Source organism: Rhizobium sp. 18065 (genome assembly GCF_902706095.1).
GTDB lineage: Bacteria > Pseudomonadota > Alphaproteobacteria > Rhizobiales > Rhizobiaceae > Allorhizobium.
Window position 1 is genome coordinate 316,548 of the sequence record NZ_CACSJP010000002.1, and the last position, 16,471, is coordinate 333,018.

The 16,471-nt window shown below is 59.4% G+C and carries 13 protein-coding genes and 1 riboswitch; of the genes, 7 read left to right on the plus strand and 6 right to left on the minus strand.

All coding sequences use genetic code 11. The features are described from left to right. Positions 1–65: 65 nt before the first annotated feature. Positions 66–920 carry a UDP-2,3-diacylglucosamine diphosphatase gene (locus GVK95_RS07340; RefSeq protein ID WP_159948057.1) on the minus strand — a complete coding sequence of 285 codons (855 nt, stop codon included), beginning with the start codon at positions 918–920 and terminating at the stop codon, positions 66–68. Between the two features lie 157 nt (positions 921–1,077). On the opposite strand from GVK95_RS07340, the gene GVK95_RS07345 reads away from it, so the two are divergent. From GVK95_RS07345 to GVK95_RS07360, 4 genes are all read left to right on the plus strand, one after another. Further along, positions 1,078–3,390: an NADP-dependent malic enzyme gene (locus GVK95_RS07345; RefSeq protein WP_159948059.1), complete on the plus strand. Its 2,313-nt coding sequence runs from the start codon at positions 1,078–1,080 to the stop codon at positions 3,388–3,390. A gap of 133 nt (positions 3,391–3,523) precedes the next feature. Then, on the plus strand, positions 3,524–4,312 hold the full coding sequence (locus tag GVK95_RS25370) for a helix-turn-helix transcriptional regulator (protein WP_159948061.1): 789 nt from the start codon (positions 3,524–3,526) through the stop codon (positions 4,310–4,312). A gap of 81 nt (positions 4,313–4,393) precedes the next feature. Next, positions 4,394–5,035, plus strand: coding sequence for an acyl-homoserine-lactone synthase (locus GVK95_RS07355; RefSeq protein WP_159948063.1), 642 nt, complete (start codon positions 4,394–4,396; stop codon positions 5,033–5,035). Positions 5,036–5,185: 150 nt separating this feature from the next. Continuing rightward, positions 5,186–6,271, plus strand: a complete 1,086-nt coding sequence (locus GVK95_RS07360) for a DUF2865 domain-containing protein (RefSeq protein WP_159948065.1) — start codon at positions 5,186–5,188, stop codon at positions 6,269–6,271. Here the strand turns inward: GVK95_RS07360 and bluB are convergent. From bluB to GVK95_RS07375, 3 genes are all read right to left on the minus strand, one after another. Further along, positions 6,228–6,977: a 5,6-dimethylbenzimidazole synthase gene (gene bluB, locus GVK95_RS07365; RefSeq protein WP_159948067.1), complete on the minus strand. Its 750-nt coding sequence runs from the start codon at positions 6,975–6,977 to the stop codon at positions 6,228–6,230. The two genes, GVK95_RS07360 and bluB, sit on opposite strands and share 44 nt — an antisense overlap. 42 nt (positions 6,978–7,019) lie before the next feature. Further along, positions 7,020–7,213, minus strand: a riboswitch (cobalamin riboswitch). 41 nt (positions 7,214–7,254) lie between these two features. After that, positions 7,255–8,088, minus strand: a complete 834-nt coding sequence (locus tag GVK95_RS07370) for a PD40 domain-containing protein (RefSeq protein WP_159948069.1) — start codon at positions 8,086–8,088, stop codon at positions 7,255–7,257. A gap of 38 nt (positions 8,089–8,126) precedes the next feature. Beyond that, positions 8,127–9,806 carry an NAD+ synthase gene (locus tag GVK95_RS07375; protein ID WP_159948071.1) on the minus strand — a complete coding sequence of 560 codons (1,680 nt, stop codon included), beginning with the start codon at positions 9,804–9,806 and terminating at the stop codon, positions 8,127–8,129. Positions 9,807–10,196: 390 nt separating this feature from the next. Between GVK95_RS07375 and GVK95_RS07380 the strand changes: the two genes are divergently transcribed. Continuing rightward, positions 10,197–11,933, plus strand: coding sequence for an LTA synthase family protein (locus GVK95_RS07380; protein WP_348532449.1), 1,737 nt, complete (start codon positions 10,197–10,199; stop codon positions 11,931–11,933). A 205-nt stretch (positions 11,934–12,138) separates the two neighbouring features. Continuing rightward, positions 12,139–13,023 carry a hypothetical protein gene (locus tag GVK95_RS07385; RefSeq protein WP_159948075.1) on the plus strand — a complete coding sequence of 295 codons (885 nt, stop codon included), beginning with the start codon at positions 12,139–12,141 and terminating at the stop codon, positions 13,021–13,023. Between the two features lie 39 nt (positions 13,024–13,062). Here GVK95_RS07385 and GVK95_RS07390 read toward each other — a convergent pair whose 3' ends face one another. Continuing rightward, positions 13,063–13,464, minus strand: coding sequence for a GFA family protein (locus tag GVK95_RS07390; RefSeq protein ID WP_159948077.1), 402 nt, complete (start codon positions 13,462–13,464; stop codon positions 13,063–13,065). Between the two features lie 346 nt (positions 13,465–13,810). Then, on the minus strand, positions 13,811–15,187 hold the full coding sequence (locus GVK95_RS07395; protein ID WP_007597342.1) for a 3-deoxy-7-phosphoheptulonate synthase class II: 1,377 nt from the start codon (positions 15,185–15,187) through the stop codon (positions 13,811–13,813). 271 nt (positions 15,188–15,458) lie between these two features. On the opposite strand from GVK95_RS07395, the gene GVK95_RS07400 reads away from it, so the two are divergent. Continuing rightward, on the plus strand, positions 15,459–16,325 hold the full coding sequence (locus tag GVK95_RS07400) for a hypothetical protein (RefSeq protein ID WP_159948079.1): 867 nt from the start codon (positions 15,459–15,461) through the stop codon (positions 16,323–16,325). Positions 16,326–16,471 lie beyond the last annotated feature (146 nt).

Here is a 16,471-nt window from a genome sequence, read left to right on the forward strand (position 1 = left end):
TTAAACGCAACTTCATAAATGGAATCTGGGGCGCTGTCGCCTTCCCGCACCGCTGCCAGCTTTAGTCAGGCTGCGCGCACGCCTTCAGCTTCGGCCATATCGACCAGCACCGGCAACGAAATCGGCACCATTGGTGATGCGATCCGCTTGATAGCCGCGGCTTCACCAATCTTGTGCGCCCAGGAAATCAGCTCGAATCGACCGTCATGATGCTCGACGATTGCCGTGCAGCTTTCCACCCAGTCGCCGGTGTTGACGTAGTGGATGCCATCGATGTCTTCCATGACCGCGTGATGGATATGACCGCAGATCACGCCATCGACCTCGTTGCGGCGCGCCTCTTCAGCAACAATTTTCTGGAATTCGCCGATAAAATTCACGGCGTGTTTGACCTGCAGCTTTGCCCAGGCGGAAAATGACCAGTAGGGCATGCCAAGACGACGCCGCACGGCCGCCAGAAACACGTTGATCGCGATCGCTGTGTCATAGGCCCAGTCGCCAAGATAGGCGAGCAGTCGGGCATTGCGGACGACGACGTCAAACTCGTCGCCATGCAGGACGAGATATTTCTTGCCGTCTGCCGTTTCGTGGATCATCCGTTCGGCGACCTCGATACCGCCGAAATGGGTGCCCGGAAACCCGCGCAGGAACTCGTCGTGATTGCCGGGTATGTAGACGATCCGCGTCCCCTTGCGCGCCTTGCGCAGCAGTTTCTGCACGACATCATTGCATTCCTGCGGCCAGTACCAGCTGCGTTTCAACCGCCAGCCATCGACGATGTCCCCGACCAGAATGATCGTCTCCGCCTCATGCAGCCGCAGGAAATCGAGCAGGAAATCGGTTTTGGCCGCTTTCGAACCGAGATGTACATCCGAGATGAAAAGTGTCCTGAATTGGCGGATTTCGCTGGTTTCTTCCACGTCGCGGTCCTCTAGCACTCTTTATCAAGCGCTTAACCAGACTCGTGTTTCAGGAAGATGACACAGTACCGAACAGCGCACTTAGCGGCTACCACTTGCGGGCAATTCGTGTATTGAGGAACCCACACTTCCCATTCAAGAAACTGCCGGTGAGCCGATGAATTCCCAGGACAAGAACAAGCCGCAAGCCTCCAACACCTCTGCGGACCTCGATGAACAGGCGCTTTTCTATCATCGCTATCCGCGACCGGGGAAACTGGAGATCCAGGCGACCAAGCCGCTCGGCAACCAGCGCGACCTGGCGCTCGCCTATTCGCCGGGCGTCGCAGCACCTTGTCTTGCCATTCAGGAAAATCCGGCTGCTGCCGACGACTACACGGCGCGCTCGAACCTCGTTGCGGTGATCTCGAACGGTACGGCCGTTCTCGGTCTCGGCAATATCGGCCCGCTCGCCTCCAAGCCGGTCATGGAGGGCAAGGCGGTCCTGTTCAAGAAATTCGCCGGCATTGATGTCTTCGACATCGAAATCGAGGCCCCGACCGTCAATGAGATGGTCTCGACGATCTCGGCACTCGAGCCGACCTTCGGTGGCATCAACCTTGAGGATATCAAGGCACCTGAGTGCTTCGAGGTCGAGGACCAGTTGCGCGCCAAGATGAACATCCCGGTATTCCATGACGATCAGCACGGGACCGCGATCATCGTCGCGGCCGCGATCCTGAACGGCCTTGAACTCGCCGGCAAGATGATCAAGGACGTCAAGATCGTCGCCTCGGGCGCAGGCGCCGCAGCGCTTGCCTGTCTCAACCTGCTCGTCATCCTGGGTGCCAAGCGTGAGAACATCTGGGTTCACGACATTGAAGGCCTCGTCTACAAGGGCCGCAACGAGCTCATGGATCCCTGGAAGGAAGTCTATGCGCAGGAGAGCGACAAGCGTGTACTCGCCGACAGCATCCATGGCGCAGACGTGTTTCTCGGCCTGTCAGCCGCAGGTGTTCTGAAGCCCGAGCTTCTGGTGCAGATGGCCGCCAATCCGCTGATCATGGCACTTGCCAATCCCAAGCCCGAGATCATGCCGGAAGAGGCGCGCGCGGCGCGTCCCGACGCGATGATCTGCACCGGCCGCTCGGATTTTCCGAATCAGGTCAACAACGTCCTCTGCTTCCCCTATATCTTCAGGGGCGCACTCGACTGCGGCGCGACCACGATCAACGAAGAGATGAAGATGGCCGCCGTGCGTGCCATCGCAGCCCTCGCCCGCGAGGAAGTCTCGGAAGTTGCCGCAAAAGCCTATACCGGCGAGACCCCGACATTCGGTTCCGATTACCTGATCCCCTCGCCGTTCGATCCGCGCCTGATCCTGCGCATTGCGCCGGCTGTCGCCCGAGCCGCGGCGGAAAGCGGTGTCGCCCGCCGTCCGATCACCGACTATGATACTTATCTCGACCAGTTGAACCGTTTTGTCTTCCGCTCCGGCTTCGTCATGAAGCCGATCTTCGCCGCCGCCAAGACCGCGACCAAGAAGCGCGTGATCTTTGCAGAAGGTGAAGACGAACGCGTCCTGCGCGCCGCCCAGGTTCTCTTGGAAGATGGTATCGGCGAACCGATCCTGATCGGCCGCCCGCAAATCATCGAAACCCGCCTGAAGCGCTACGGCCTGCGCATCCGTCCGGGTGTCGACTTCCAGTTGGTCAATCCGGAAGATGATCCGCGCTACCGCGACTATGTCGACGACTACTTCGCCATCGTCGGCCGCGCCGGCATCAATCCGGAAGCTGCGCGCACCATCGTGCGCACCAATACCACCGTAATTGGCGCGCTTGCCGTCAAGCGCGGGGACGCCGATGCACTGATCTGCGGTGTCGAAGGCCGGTTCGATCGCCATGTCCGCGATGTCCGCCAGATTATCGGCAAGCGCCCGGGCGTTCGTGACTTTTCCGGCCTCAGCCTGCTGATTTCCCAGCGTGGCGCGATCTTTTTCACCGACACTTTCGTCACTGACGATCCGTCGGCAGAGGAAATCGCCGAAATGACCATGCTGGCCGCCGAGGAAATCCGGCGCTTCGGCATTGCGCCGAAAGCTGCCTTGCTGTCACACTCCAATTTCGGATCGCGCCCGTCGGCCAGTGCAACAAAGATGCGCAGCGCGCTGGAAATTCTGCGACACGAAGCTCCGGAACTTGAGGTCGATGGCGAAATGCAGGGTGGATCGGCCCTGTCGGAGGCTCTGCGCAAACGCGCCATGCCAAATAGCACCTTGACGGGCGAGGCCAATATCCTCGTCTTCCCGAACCTCGATGCGGCCAATATCTCGCTTGGCATCATGCGCACCATGATGGATGCACTGCATGTCGGTCCTATCCTTCTGGGTGCCGCCATGCCGGCCCACGTCCTGTCAACCTCGGTGACCTCGCGTGGCGTCGTCAATATGGCAGCCTTGGCGGTCGTGGAAGCCTCACAGCCGGCGTAACGGCGTCTCCCGCCCCACCGGGGGACGACGGCCTGCATGATTTCGGCTGATTGCCAGCGGCAAATCACATTGCCGCTGGACAAGTCCGAGCATGCGAAACCATCCTAAAGCCCTTGGTTTCTAGGGTTTTTTCATGGTGTCTTCGCAGGCCTATTTCGAACTGCATGACTGGCTCGAGCAAACCGACCATCTCGAGCCCCAGCATTTTTTCGACCGCATGCGGCAGGTCTATGGCCTGAACCATCTGCTGTATTTCGATGGAACCCTTCGCGGCGATCGCTTCGCCGCCTACAGCCTGCATCACACAACATTGCCGCGATTGGCGTGGCTGTCCGACAAACGCCTCCAGACGCTTCTGCATGCACCCTTCATGCACGCAGCAATGGCCATCGAGCCGTTCGACTGGCAGGATCTCGGACCTCGAACGATCGCTGGCCAGAACCTGTCGACATTCGCCAGCCTGCTCGATCTGGTCCCCCTCGGGGCCTGTTATCCAATGTTGTCGCAAGCAGGCAGAACGGCCTTCCTCCTCATCCAGGCCGAATTGCCAGGGCATGAGTGGCGCAACCTGCGTCGAACGCACGACCGCGACATTGCAGCGCTGGCCGTCAGCTTTCATACAAAAATGCTGGCACGCACATCAGCCCAGATACGCGCCCGGTATGCACAGGATCGGCTCACACCTCGAGAAATCGAGACACTGTCCTGGGTCGCCGCCGGAAAGAGCTATTGGGAGATCGCCGTCATTCTCGGCATCACGGAACGCACAGTGCGTTTCTTCATGTCCAACGCGCGGCGAAAACTCAATGTCGTCACCAACGCGCAAGCGGTCGCCGAAGCACTCTGGCGTAAACTCATATCATACCCGCACAATACGACCGAGCCGACCCAGCCATCCGATCCGAATTCTTTGATTGCATAAAGGAAGCTGTCACTACCGACAGTTTCATCGATCACCTGCAACCGACATCAATGCCACTCGTTCAAACTGAAGGAGTGCCGCATGATCCGGATCATCAATGGCGTGAATCGCAAACACCACCCAATTGAAATCGATGCCATGCATCGCTTGCGCAAGACCGTCTTTCACGACCTTCTGGGATGGGATGTCAGCCTGCACGGCGACTGGGAAATCGATCACTATGACCAGGCCAATCCGCTTTATGTCCTGTCCTATGGCGACAGCGGACGCCTGCGGGGAGCGCTGCGCCTGCTGCCGACCCTCGGACAGAACATGCTCGATGACACGTTTCCGGTGCTGCTCGGCGATCAGAGCGAAATCCGCAGCGCAGCCATCTGGGAATCGAGCCGCTTTTGCATCGATCCGCAAATTTCGCAGGACCGCGCCAGCAATCAGGTCACAATTGCCGCGGCCGAACTGATGTGCGGCGTCGGCGAGCTTGGGCTGGCCTCGGGCCTGAGCCAGATCGTCACCGTCACCGATGTCTTCCTGGAGCGCATGTTCAAACGCATGGGCTGCCCCGGTCTGCGCATTGCCGATCCACAGCGGATCGGCTCTGTCCAGGCCGTTGCCGTCGCCTGGGACGTGACGGAAGCGTTGCTTGACCGAATGAAGCATGTCGCATCGATCGCCGGCAACGTCCTCGAACAGCCAATGACGCTTCAAACGGCTCGCGCCGCCTGAGCCAGAGCGACCGCCATCGTGTCAAATCCGGTGGCGGTCGATGACGGCACTGTCATTTTACTTTAGCTTTAGCTGGCGTATTCTCGGTCAGGTAGTATAGGAGCAGGAACCGACGACCGGCATCCACGAAAACCCAGCGGGAAAGTGATCTTGCAGACAAGGATACCTGGACTTCTCGCTGCAGCGCTGTGCTTTGCCTGGATTGTGCCGAATGTCGCTTCTGCATCGGTTGTCTGCGAACGTCTACGTGATCGGCTTGCCGATGTCTCGGAAGTCACCGGTGAGAATCCCGAAATCAGAAGCTATTCCAGCGCGATTGCCCAGCAGAATCTGGAATTGCGAAAGGCAAGGCAAGACCAGAAGCGCCTGCGCTGCCTGTCGTCTTCGGTCGTGGTTGTGCGACCGGACGGGGGCAGCGATTGCGGCGATCTGTCCGAGGCACTCGACCGGATGGAGGCCAACAAGGACATTCTGGTTGCTAAGTTGCAGGAGATCAGGTCCGGCGGGGCTGAGAGTCAAGACGCTCGCGCCCGACTGACCACGGCACTTGAGGCAAACGGCTGCAGCCCAGACGCCGATGGCACATTCGGCGGTGATACCGAGGAAGCCGAACGTATCCCTTATCTCGACACGCTGCCAGAGCCCTACCAAGTCAGCCGCAATTCGCTGGAGGCTTTGCCCGGCCAGCCCTCCGCATTGCCGACAGGCAATATCCGCACACTATGCGTTCGTACCTGTGACGGCGGGTTCTTTCCGATCTCGTCCAGCACGTCCGCGATGAATTTTGCCCATGATGCCGGCCTGTGCCAGCAGATGTGCCCCAACACCGAGACGGAACTGTATTTCCACGCACCCGCGGTCAGCGAGACATCAGAGATGATTTCGGCTGCCAGTGGGCGACCCTACCGCGACCTTCCCAATGCCTTCGCCTATCGCAACCGCACGGCCGGCGACAATCCGCAATGTGGATGCGACCTGGCCCGCTTTCATGAACAGGCAAAACGGCGATCGACCCCGGCTCCTTCCGTTCCAGACTACCAGTCGTCGATCGTCACCATAGCACCGAAGGCGCCGGCGGTAGCCGCAGCGACACCGACAACGCAGCCGGTCGAACGCGCCTATGATGGCAGTGCGGCCAATATCCGCAAAGTCGGTCCACAATTCCTGCCGCCGGTTTCGGGTGCAATCAATCTCAGGAATCCGGCCGCTCCTGGCCCGCAGCCTCTGCAGGAATAACGTCGGCGGCAGCGAGGGCTACGGACCGATGTCCCCAGCTCTCATCAAACACCAGATCCTCAAGCGGCAGCCGCGATCGCCAGCCCTTCACCTCGAGTTCCGGTGCCGCATAAAGCGTGTCGACATAGCCTAGGCAGAGATAGCCGACGATCTCGATTTCGTCCGGAATATCGAGAATGCGCTTCAGCTCGCTTTCCTGAAAGATGCTGACCCAGCCAAGCCCGACACCTTCGGCGCGCGCGGCAAGCCACAAGTTCTGGATAGCGCAGACCGTCGAATAGCTGTCCATCCGCGCATTGTGGGTGCGTCCGAGAACAACAGGCCCGGCCCGGTCCCGGTCGCAGGTCACACAAATGCCGAGCGGCGCCTTGCGGATACCTTCGAGCTTCAGCGACCGATAAGCGGTCTGCCTCTCCTCATCGAACATCGCCGCCGCCTCGCGATTGGCCCGGTCGAAAGCCTCCCATATCCGTTGCCGGCGGACAGTGTCGCGCACCAGAAGAAAATTCCACGGCTGCATGAAGCCGACGGACGGTGCGGCATGCGCAGCTTCCAGCAGGCGCCTGACAAGATCGTCCGACAGAGGATCGGGAAGGAACTGGTCGCGCACGTCGCGGCGCGTATGAATGGCCCGGTAGACGGCTTGTCTTTCCTCGACGGAAAAGGAACCGGCCCGGACGAGAAAATCGTTCGGTTCGTCGTGCATCGTCAAATCCCCAACAATGCGCAACCGCCCGCCGTCCGCGCGGGCAAGTCTATCTCATCAGGCCGGTCTTCTGACTTGGCTTCATCTGCGCACGCCGCCTTCCCGGTCTTGTCCACCAGTGGCTGGGTCTCCCCCTTGCGTGTGCATCCGCCTTACAGCGTTGGGCACGTGCCGGATTTGCGCCGGCTTCCCGATTCTCCCGCAAGACAGCGGGCACCTGATATGCTCTGTTCTAGGCCGATCGCCGAAGGACGCAAGCGTCAGCCTGCGACGACCATCAGTCGTTGACGGGGAAATAGCGAACGAAGGCGAATTCCGTGCCGTCCGGTGACCAGTTCGGCACATTGATCGTGCCCTGCCCGCCGAAGAGTTCGAACAGTGTTTCCGGCGCTCCACCATCCATATCCATCAGCCGGAGACTGACCTCCCGGTCGCGCGGATGGTCAAAGACGTCGGGCGCATAGGACAGATAGAGAACCTTGTCGCCCTTCGGCGACGGATGCGGGAACCAGTCACCGCTATCGCTGTAGGTGATGCGCTCGACATCGCTGCCATCCGGATGCATGCGCCAGATCTGCATGAGGCCGCTTCGGCTGGAGTTGAAATAGATCCAGTCGCCATCGGCCGACCAGTCCGGCCCGTCATTGCGCCCCTCGCCCTCGGTCAGTCTGCGCTCCTCGCCGCCATCGACCGAAATCGAATAGATGTCAAAGACAGCGTCACGAATGCCACAATAGGCAAGCTGCCGGCCGTCGGGCGACCAGCCATGCCAGTAGGACGGCAGGTTCGAAGTCACCTGGCGTGGAACACCGCCTTCGGCAGGCAATATGTAGATGCAGGACTTTCCGTGCTCGGTCTTGTCAGAGATCACAATCATTGAGCCATCCGGCGATATGCCGTGATCATTGTTGCATTCGACGGCAAAGCCAGTGTCGAGGATGGACGGCGCCTGACCACCCTCCGGCGAAAGCCGATACAGCAGGCCATTGCCGTTGATCAGCAGATAGGAACCGTCAGGCGACCAGTTTGGCGCCTCGACCAGTTCGCTCGTCTGCCAGACCACACGCGCCCGCCGCGTGCGGATGTTGTAGATTTCGACGGAACTGCGCAAAGCCTGTTCTCCCTTGGACCATGGCGACGAGAGAAGGCTCAGCGATCGCGGAAACGGTTGGTGATCGGGTAGCGGCGGTCGCGACCGAAGTTCTTCTGGGTGATCTTGACGCCCGGTGCCGACTGCCGCCGCTTGTATTCCGCCAGATAGAGCAAATGCTCGATGCGGTGGACCGTCGCAATGTCGTGCCCACGTGCAACGATATCTTCGACAGCCATCTCTTTTTCGACCAGGCACTCCAGGATGTCGTCCAGCATCGGGTAAGGCGGCAGCGAATCCTGGTCGGTCTGGTTGGGCCGAAGCTCGGCCGATGGCGCCTTTGACAGGATATTGGCCGGGATAACCTTTCCGGAAGGCCCAAGTGCACCCGGCGGCACATTGGCGTTGCGCCAAGCCGAAAGCGCATAGACCTGCATCTTGTAGAGGTCCTTGATCGGATTGAAGCCGCCATTCATGTCGCCATAGAGCGTCGCATAACCGACCGACATTTCCGACTTGTTGCCGGTCGTGACGACCATCGAACCGAATTTGTTGGAGATTGCCATCAGGATCGTGCCGCGCGCACGGCTCTGCAGGTTCTCTTCGGTAATCCCGCTCTCCGTGCCCTCGAACATTTCGGAGAGGCTCGACAGAAACCCCTCGACCGGATCGGCGATCGGAACGATATCGTAGTGGCAGCCCAGAGCCTGTGCGCAGGCCTCGGCGTCGGCAAAGGATTCCTTCGACGTGTAGCGATAGGGCAGCATAACCGTGCGTACCCGCTCCTCGCCAAGCGCATCGACGGCAATCGCGGCGCAGATGGCAGAATCGATGCCGCCCGAGAGGCCGAGCACGACGCTCTTGAAACCGTTCTTGTTGACATAGTCGCGGAAGCCGAGAACGCAGGCGCGGTAGTCGGCCTCCTCCTTCTCGGGAATGCGCGACATCGGCCCTTCATCACAACGCCAGCCATCGGCAGTCCGCTTCCAGGTCGTGACAGAAAGCGTTTCCTCGAACTGGCTCATCTGGAATGCGAGCGACCTGTCGCCGTTGAAGGCAAAGCTCGCACCGTCAAAGACAAGTTCGTCCTGGCCGCCGATCTGGTTTGCGAAGATCAGCGGCAGGCCGGTCTCGATCACCTGGCGCAGCACGACCTGATGGCGCACGTCCACCTTGTTGCGATAGAATGGTGAGCCGTTCGGCACCAGCAGGATCTCGGCGCCGGTTTCGGCCAGCGTCTCGCAGACCCCGGCATCGTTCCAGATCTCCTCGCAGATCGGCACGCCGATGCGCACGCCCCGAAAATTCACCGGCCCTGGCATCTCGCCTTCGACAAAAACCCGCTTCTCGTCGAACTCGCCATAATTCGGCAGATCGATCTTGTCACGGAATCCGAGGATCTTGCCGCCATCGAGGATGGCAACGGAATTGTGCCGGCCTTTCTCGCCTTGACGCGGGAAGCCGACGATCACGCCCGGGCCTCCGTCAGCGGTCTCCGCCGCCAGCTGTTCGACCGCCGACAGGCAAGCCCTGAGAAAGGCGGGTTTCAGAACCAGATCTTCCGGCGGATAGCCGGAGATGAACAATTCTGTCAGAAGCAACAGATCGGCACCCTGCGTTGCCGCTTCCGACCGCGCCGCACGTGCCTTTGCCAGATTGCCGACCACGTCGCCAACCGTTGGATTGAGTTGCGCAATGGCGATGCGCAGGACATCTGTTTTTTTCAATGTTTCGCTCATGATCAACGGTTTAAACGCTCGGCTGGCGGATCGCAACGGCGTCGGCCGATGATGCTATGCGTGGACGCCCAAATATCGATCAAAAACGGGGAACAATCAGGCATCACGCATAGTTCATGTAGCGTTCATGACGGATATGTGACAGCTATGCGCACATTTGATGAAATCGCATTTCTCTCGGAGAATTCTGTGGCTGACACTCTTCCAAAATCGGTAAATTCCAGCCTTTTGGCAGCTGTCGGCACCACTCCCCGCACAGATGAAGCGCGTGCAACCGGGCGCATCACGCGCATCGTATTCCCGCTGATCAACACTGCATTGCTGGCGATCATCACGATCATCGCCAGCGAATGGCTGGCGCGCGGCAACCTCAACGATGTTGCCGAATACATGCTGTCGCCCGCTCGCCCGGGCATGATCGCCGCTGGCATTCTTTTCCTCCTGATGCTTTTTGCCGACGCCATTGTCGGGCATGCCTATCAGTCTGCACTGCTGATCGTGCCACTATCGCTGATGCCCGCCTTCTTTTCCGGGCAAAAGCAGCTGTTTCTGTCTGACCCGTTGTTCCCGAGCGACCTGCTTTTCGGTCGCCAGATCATGGAACTTCTGCCGGTGATGATCGCGGCCCGCCCCCTGGCTGCAGCCGGAATGGCGCTTGCGTCCCTGGCAATCATCGGCGCGCTCGTCTGTCTGATTGTTGTCAGCCGTCGCCTCTTCCCTCGTATCCTGCCGGTCGTCCGCATTGGCCGCACGCTGGTGGCAGCACCGATCCTCGCCGGTTTCATCACGCTGATGGATCCGATGGCCTTTTCCTATGTCCGCGACCGGCTGAACATCGTGCCGATGATGTGGGACCAGAAGGAAAACTATCGTCACAACGGCTTCCTGCTCGCCTTCGCCTTCAACATCCCCATGGCCAATGTCGGCGCACCGGCCGGCTACGACAATCTTGCCATCTCCGACATTCCGACCGACCGTCTGCCCGCGACCTTCTTCTCGGGGCGCCAGGCCGACGTGATCATGATCATGAGCGAATCGCTGTGGGATCCGACACGCATGTCGAGCGTCCGCTATTCCAGCGATCCGATGCCGACGATCCATGCCACACAGTCGGGCAACGTCTTCTCGCCAGAATTCGGCGGCATGACGGCGAATGTCGAGTTCGAGGCCCTGACCGGTTTCAGCAATGCATTCCTGCCCTATGGCAGCATTCCCTATCAGCAGTATATCCGCCGCCCGCTGCCGTCGCTTGCCACCTTCTTTGAATCTAAGGGCTACGTGACCAAGGCCTTCCATCCGTTCCAAAGCTGGTTCTGGAACCGTCAGAATGTCTATCAGGCGCTCGGCTTCCAGAACTTCCAGTCCGAGGAAAACATGCCAGCGATGGAAAAGCGCGGCATCTTCGCCTCTGATGATGCTTTGACGCGCCATATCATCAACCAGGCCGACAACACGGCCAAGCCGTTCTTCTTCTTCGCCGTTACACTGCAGGGCCACGGTCCGTATGAAGCAAACCGCTACAAGAAGAACTCGATCGAAGTCGACGGACCGACGCTTTCCGATGGCAGCGCCAGCGCCCTTGCGACTTATACACAAGGCGTCAAGGAAGCCGACCAGAGCTTGAAGATGCTGATGGACTGGGCAAAGAAGCGGCGCCGCGAAACCATCATCGTGCTGTTTGGCGACCACCTGCCGCCGCTCGGCATGGTCTATCCGGAGAGCGGTTACATGGCCGACCAAGTTGCCACCCGCAAGGCTTCCGTCGCCACAATGAAGCGTGAACACGAAACACCACTGGTTGTGTGGTCATCCAAGCGCGGCGTGCAGAAGAACCTGGGCTCGGTCAGCCCCTCGCAACTGCCGCATTTCATTGTCCGCATGAGCGGCTACCGTCATCCTTTCTACACGGGCATGCTTGGCCGCGTTCAGGAACGTTATACTGTGATTGATCGTCATCAGTTGATCGAGCGCAACAATCGCGCCCAGCCGGATTGGTCCGTATCAGGCCGTATTGATCCGATGATCCGAGACTACCGGCTACTGCAACACGACATGATGTTTGGCGAAGGCTTTGGAACTGAACGTTTCTTCCCTGAGCAGGCAGAACGACTGCAGCCGGTGACTTGATCGCGCGACCGCGCATTCTCAATATTTGCCCAGCTTGACAAGTTCTGCTCAGTTGCACTATTGCGGGAAAGTCAATTTTACTCCGTAGACTTTTTTGTTCAAAACTGCAGCGCGCCTGATTGTATCGTCGTCCGCTTGTCTTGATCGGATTGCGGCCGCGCCCGGCAAGCATTGAACACAATGCATGTTCAACAGAGCACAAGCCATGCCGCAACTTACGCGTGCCTCCATAGCAGCCCATGCCTTGTTTCCCGCCATCGAGAAACAGATCGCCCAGCATCTAATTGCCATCCACAACGAAACTCCGAGGCTGGCTCGCCTCAAGGCGTCACACCGCAAGTGGCTGATGACCCATGCGATGTTCGCGCTGTCGCTGAGCCGGCGTGATGATGACCCCATGTCCGGCCTGACCGCGACACGGTTCATTGAAATCGTGATGCGCCTTGGCGCCGCCAGCCGTAATACGGCGACCGCCTATCTCGCCGAACTGTTCGCCTACAAATTCCTGCGCGACGTGCCGGATGTGCCGGACAGGCGCGTGCGGGTGTTCGAAACGACGGAAGTCGCCAATGCCGCGATGATGCGGTGGTTCATCGGTCACATGGCCTGCCTTGACCGTCTCGACGGCGGCGATCGTGAGGCAACGACGATCGCGGATCCGCGGATCTTCAAGCTGGGCCAACCGATCGCGGCGGAAATCCTCGTTGAAGATCCGCTCTGGCGCGATCCGCCCGATACCATCGGTCATTTCCTCTGGTCCGATCTGGGCGGCATGGTCCTGCATGACCTGATCACGCGTTTGGGTGATTTTGACCGCGCGGCACCCCGCACTCCTGTCGGCCCGGTCACGCTTGCCGAACTGAGCGAGATCTACATGATCTCAACCACCAATCTCAAGCGCATGTTCAAGAAGGCCGAAAGCGAAGACCTGCTCGGCTGGGACCTGCCCCGCAGACGTGGCAACCTCTGGCTAAGCCGGCGTTTCATCGAGGACTACTTCACGTGGCAGTCCGCCAAGTTCGCAGCGCTCGACGTCGCTTATCGGGAGAGCCTCAGGCAACTGACAATCGCGCAGGACGCAGCAGCCTGACGACGCCGGAAAGAAACGGCTTCGCGCCGCAACACCGCCTCAGACGGTGCTGCTGGCCGCATACTGCGGCAATGCATCGTTGATGGTGTAGTAGTCACCCTTGTCGGCGCAGTAGATATGATAACCACCTTCAACGCCGGTCGGCCCGTCCAAAAGCCCAGCCATGATCGACATCCGCCCGGAATGATCTGCCCGCCAGAACAAAGCCGAGCCGCACTTGCTGCAGAAACCTCGCTCCGCTTCCGGGCTTGAGCGGTAAAGCGATATCGCCTCCTCACCGGTGATAGAGATGTCGTCCACCGCAGCATCGGTCGTCGCATAGAAATGTCCTGTCTGTCGGCGGCATTGTGAACAATGGCAAAAGCTGACCGGGCTCAACCGTCCCCGGACCGTGATGCGCACGGCACCGCACAGACATCCCCCGTGGTGTAATTTCGTCATATCATTCTCCAAAACCGTGCAAGCCCTCACCATCACCACGCACAGGCATCAGGTCAAACCAAGAAAGCTGAAGTCAAGGTTCACAACTTCTGCAACGCGGCAAACGGCAACCAGAAGGCGTATTCTGCATTCAAAACCAGCCCGCGCAAACCCGTCTTCGGCAATTCAATGCGAGCAACATAACGCCACAATTTCAACGCTGATGGTTCCACTCGCCAAAATACCCTGCGTTGCACTGCTGACGATAGGCATCTGGGTTGGAGGATTTTACTCGACGCCCGGAACTGAAAAAGGCCGACGCTTCCGCATCGGCCTTTGCCTATGATTTAAGTGTCAAGCGGGCGCCTTAGCCGTTGGCAACCATCATGCGCTTTTCGTCGCGACCACCCTTCATGCGCTCGGCCAGCAGGAATGCCAGCTCGAGGGCCTGATCGGCATTGAGGCGCGGGTCGCAATGGGTGTGGTAGCGGTCCTGCAGGTCCTCTGCCGAAACCGCACGCGCACCACCGGTGCATTCCGTCACGTCCTTGCCGGTCATCTCGATATGGATGCCGCCCGGATGCGAGCCTTCCGCACGATGGATCTGGAAGAAGCTTTCGACCTCCGACAGGACTCGTTCGAACGGACGGGTCTTGTAGTTGTTGAGCGTGATCGTGTTGCCATGCATCGGATCGCAGGACCATACGACCTTGCGGCCTTCGCGTTCCACCGCGCGGATCAGGCGCGGCAGGTGCTCGGCAACCTTGTCGTGACCGAAACGGCAGATCAGCGTCAGACGACCGGCTTCGTTCTGCGGGTTAAGGATGTCGATCAGGTTCAACAGATCGTCAGCCTGCAACGACGGCCCACATTTCAGACCGATCGGGTTCTTGATGCCACGGCAGTATTCCAGATGCGCGTGGTCCGCCTGGCGCGTGCGGTCGCCGATCCAGATCATATGACCGGATGTGGCATACCAGTCACCGGACGTCGAATCGACGCGGGTCAATGCTTCTTCATAGCCGAGCAGCAGGGCCTCGTGGCTGGTGAAGAAATCGGTTTCGCGCAGGCTCGGATTGTTTTCCGACGTAATGCCCACGGCCTTCATGAAGTCCATGGTTTCGGAAATACGGTCGGCGAGCTTGCGGTAGCGCTCGGCCTGCGGGCTATCCTTGACGAAGCCAAGCATCCACTGGTGTACATTCTCAAGGTTGGCATAGCCACCCATCGCAAAGGCACGCAGCAGGTTCAGCGTTGCAGCAGACTGGCGGTAGGCCATCAGCTGACGGTCCGGGTTCGGGATGCGTGCATCCTCGGTGAACTCGATACCGTTGATGATATCACCGCGGTAGCTCGGAAGCTCGACGTCGCCGATCTTCTCCATGTCGGACGAGCGCGGCTTGGCAAATTGGCCGGCGATACGGCCGATCTTGACCACCGGCAGCTGCGCGCCGAACGTGAGAACCACAGCCATCTGCAGGAAAGCGCGGAAGAAGTCGCGAATATTGTCCGCGCCATGTTCGGCAAAGCTCTCGGCGCAATCGCCACCCTGCAACAGGAAGCCGTTGCCTTCGGCAACATTGCCGAGCGCCTTCTTCAGGCGGCGTGCCTCACCGGCAAAAACGAGCGGCGGGTAGGATGCAAGCTGCAGCTCGGCAGCCTTCAAAGCTTCCTGATCCGGATAGGCCGGAACCTGCTTGATAGGCTTCTGCCTCCAGCTGTTCGGGGTCCAATTCTGCGCCATGGTCGTCACCTGTCCTGAAATAGAAAAACGGCCTCCTCCCGGCCGCGTCGGATGGGGGCTTATAGACCGTTATATGTGGCTTGCAAAGCCGAAGTTTAAGGGCTTTCGAACGGAAAACACAATGTCGACAATCCCCGATTAGCAATCCGAAACTGATCAGTTTCGCACACGAAGGTCGCGCGATCAGAGCGTTGTCAATCTGATCCCGATGAACGATAATGGACGTTCACGTAAACGTAATATTGATGCCGTGTAGAGGAAGAACACCGCGATGGACACTCGTTACGCGATGACCAGGCGGGATATCGGTTTCAACACTGCGGATCAGTTTCCGCTGACCGGCACACTCTTCAGCGGCAACGGCAATGGCCCCCTCGCGCTGATCTCCTCCGCAGCAGCGGTTCCGCGCACGATCTACACCCGCTTCGCCGAGCATCTGGTTACCGATCGCGGTTTCCGTGCGGCACTCACCTACGACTATCGCGGCGTCGCCCGATCACCCGTACAGCCGGGCTGGTTGCGACCATTGCTGATGCGCGACTGGGCACTTTTCGATATGCCAGCCGCCGTCGATGCACTGGAGCGCGAGGCACCGGGCCATACCATGGTTGGCATCGGACAATCATTCGGCAGCCAGGTCCTGGCGCTGGGTGGTCGTGCTGATCGTTTCGATCGCTACCTGATGGTTGCCCCGATGACCGGGTATTGGGCCAATACCGGAGAGCCTTGGAAGGTCTTCACCCTGATGAACCTGATCGGCGTTCCCCTCGCGATGTTGACGGGAAATGTGCCGGGATGGATCGGCTTGGGGGAAACGCTGCCGGGCACGGTCTTTCGGGAATGGAGCCGCTGGGGGCGTCATCCGGAATATTTCTTCGCCGATCCGTCGATGAATGCCATTCAACGCTTCGGTGAGGTCACGACGCCAATCCTGGCGATCGGCATGACCGACGACCCCTGGGGCACACCGCGCGCCCAACAGGCATTGCTCAAGCACTACACGAAATCACCAATCGAAACGCGGTGGCATGCGCCGGAAGAGGCAGGCGGAAAAATCGGCCATCTGGGCTTCTTCCGGCAGACATTCAGAGACACACTCTGGGCACCGGCAATTGAGTGGCTCAGCCTCGGCCGTTGAAATGCGGCATCGCACAAGAGTTACCCACGTTATTCACAGTCTGTATCATCCTGACACAATGGCGCGGGCTTGTCAGACGACCGTATCCGCCGCACATTCGATGTCTGTAAACAACACTTGACCAATATGACATCGCGATTGCCCTC

What these genes read in the sequence shown, in the direction of transcription:
- GVK95_RS07375 (WP_159948071.1), bottom strand. Translation starts at nt 9,806, where the DNA reads ATGAGCGAAACATTGAAAAAAACAGATGTCCTGCGCATCGCCATTGCG.
- GVK95_RS07385 (WP_159948075.1), top strand. Translation starts at nt 12,139, where the DNA reads ATGCCGCAACTTACGCGTGCCTCCATAGCAGCCCATGCCTTGTTTCCC.
- GVK95_RS07355 (WP_159948063.1), top strand. Translation starts at nt 4,394, where the DNA reads ATGATCCGGATCATCAATGGCGTGAATCGCAAACACCACCCAATTGAA.
- GVK95_RS07390 (WP_159948077.1), bottom strand. Translation starts at nt 13,464, where the DNA reads ATGACGAAATTACACCACGGGGGATGTCTGTGCGGTGCCGTGCGCATC.
- GVK95_RS07395 (WP_007597342.1), bottom strand. Translation starts at nt 15,187, where the DNA reads ATGGCGCAGAATTGGACCCCGAACAGCTGGAGGCAGAAGCCTATCAAG.
- GVK95_RS25370 (WP_159948061.1), top strand. Translation starts at nt 3,524, where the DNA reads ATGGTGTCTTCGCAGGCCTATTTCGAACTGCATGACTGGCTCGAGCAA.
- GVK95_RS07380 (WP_348532449.1), top strand. Translation starts at nt 10,197, where the DNA reads ATGCTGTCGCCCGCTCGCCCGGGCATGATCGCCGCTGGCATTCTTTTC.
- bluB (WP_159948067.1), bottom strand. Translation starts at nt 6,977, where the DNA reads ATGCACGACGAACCGAACGATTTTCTCGTCCGGGCCGGTTCCTTTTCC.
- GVK95_RS07400 (WP_159948079.1), top strand. Translation starts at nt 15,459, where the DNA reads ATGGACACTCGTTACGCGATGACCAGGCGGGATATCGGTTTCAACACT.
- GVK95_RS07345 (WP_159948059.1), top strand. Translation starts at nt 1,078, where the DNA reads ATGAATTCCCAGGACAAGAACAAGCCGCAAGCCTCCAACACCTCTGCG.